This is a genomic window from Streptomyces sp. UH6, from assembly GCF_013421635.1.
GTDB classification, from domain to species: Bacteria; Actinomycetota; Actinomycetes; order Streptomycetales; family Streptomycetaceae; genus Streptomyces; species Streptomyces abyssomicinicus.
This window is the reverse complement of record NZ_JACADT010001009.1, coordinates 1-2014: the sequence shown is the minus strand read 5'-3', so window position 1 is coordinate 2014 and position 2014 is coordinate 1. Positions and strand designations below refer to the sequence as shown.

The window sequence follows — 2014 nt, the reverse complement described above, 5'->3', positions numbered from 1 at the left end:
GTGACCGTGCCGGGGAGGTCCGCGGACATCATCGCCCCGATCAGCGGGACCGCCGCCCGCTGGAGCCGCGCCGCCCGCGCCGTGTCGCCCGCGTCGAACGCGTCCACGACGGCCCGGAAGTGCGCGGGCGCCACGTTCGCGACCGTGCCGACATACCCGGCGCACCCGATCGCGTAGGAGGCCAGCACGTACTCGTCGCACCCCGTGTACACCGCGAGGTCCGTCTCCGCCAGCAGCCGCTGCGTGCCGAGCAGGTCGTAGGCGCAGTCCTTCACCGCCACCACCCGCGGATGCTCCGCGAGCCGCAGCATCGTCGGCGTCTCGATCCGGACCCCGGTGCGGCCCGGGATGTCGTACAGCATCACCGGAAGCCCCGTCGCGTCCGCCACCGTGCGGAAGTGCTCCTCCAGCGCGTCCTGCGGCGGGCGGCTGTAGTAGGGCGAGGCCACCAGCAGAGCGTCCGCACCCGCCTGCTCGGCCTGCCGGGCCAGCTCGGACGTGTGCGCGGTGTCGGCGGTGCCCACCCCGGCCAGCAGGGCGGGCCCGTCACCGACCGCTGCCCGCACCGCCCGGACCAGCGCGGCCTTCTCCGCGTCCGAGGTGGTCGGGGACTCGCCGGTGGTGCCGTTGAGCACCAGTCCGTCGCACCCGCCCGCGACCAGCCGGTCGGCGAGGACGGCCGCCCCGTCGAGGTCGAGCGTGCCGTCCGGGGTGAAGGGCGTGACCATCGCGCACAGGGCGCGGCCGAAGGGAAGTGTCGTCATGTCTGGAGTGTCGGCCGACCTTCGGTGAAGGTCCACTTAAAAGTTCTGCTCTTTACCGCTAAGCAGAGCTGAAGAGTCTGTCGCCCGTCAACGATCGCGCGGTGCGTCGCCCGCAAGAGGGACATGCCGTCCCGGCGGCCGGGGTCACCCGTCTAGGCTGGTCGTCCTGCCCCACGCGACCCGGGAGAACCGAACCGATGTCAGACAGCACCCCCCTGCCGCCGGTACGGCTGCCCTCCGACGCGGAACTGGCGCGGGACGCGCTCGCCGCCCCGCTGCTGTCCAGGGCGGCCCGGCTGGCCCGCTGGGCCGGCCCGGACACCCGGGTCGACTCCGGCGGCGGGCTGGTGGAGGAGCAACTCCCCGCCGCTGCCGAGGCGTTGGGGCTGACCGGCACGGACGCCGCCGACAGCCCGGACGTCCCAGGCACCCCGGACACCGCCGGCACCCCGGACACCGCCGACGCCGGGGAGACCACGGCGGCTGAGGACGCCATGGCGGAAGCCGCCGAGGCCTGGCGCATCGCCGTCGACACCGGCCTGGTGGAGATCGTGGACGAGGAGGAGGGCACCGTCCGAGCCGGCGAGAACCTGGCGCTGCTCACCTCCGGCTCGCTGGCCGACGTCCTGCGCGTGTGGCTGGACGCCCTGGACGCGACGATCGCCGACGCCTCCGTACCGGACCTCGACGACCTGCTCGACGCGATGGACGAGGGCGGCGAGATCGACTTCTCCTCGCTGGACTGGGACCCGGAGGCCGAGGCCGAGTTCCTGGAGGGCGTCCTCGGCAACCTCTACCTCCTCACGGCCGACGAGCGGGCCCCCGAGGGCGCCCCCGTGCCGCTGCCCGCGCTGGCGGCCTCGGTGATCGTGCCCCCGGACGTCGCCGAGCCCACCGACGAGATGATCCAGGAGGTCTCGACCGCCATGATGCGGCTGGACGAGCAGTTCCGGATCCTCGAACCGATCGGGCTGGCCGACTTCCGGCCGGTCGACGAGGCGCTCCTCGTCGAGGAGGGCCAGACCGCGCCCCCGGCGGGCGACGACGACGGCCTGGAGGAGCTCGAGCGGTACGGGGTGGTCCGCCTCACCCCGCTCGGCCTCTACGGGCTGCGCGCCCGGATGCTCGACGCCGGTCACGACGCCCCGGTCGTCGGCGACCTCGCCGACAAGGGCGCCGACGCGCTGCTCGACGGCACCGCCCACTACGGCCCGCTCGCCGCCCGCTCGGAGACCGAACTGTGGCTGGCC

At 74.2% G+C, this 2014-nt stretch carries 2 protein-coding genes; one reads left to right on the top strand and one right to left on the bottom strand.

Annotated features, from left to right (window positions below):
- Positions 1-764: 4-hydroxy-tetrahydrodipicolinate synthase (locus HW445_RS28595; RefSeq protein ID WP_180223744.1), on the bottom strand; the 764-nt coding region annotated here is incomplete at its 3' end.
- Between the two features lie 197 nt (positions 765-961).
- Between HW445_RS28595 and HW445_RS28590 the strand changes: the two genes are divergently transcribed.
- Positions 962-2014 (top strand): hypothetical protein (locus tag HW445_RS28590; protein ID WP_180223743.1); only part of this gene is annotated, 1053 nt, incomplete at its 3' end.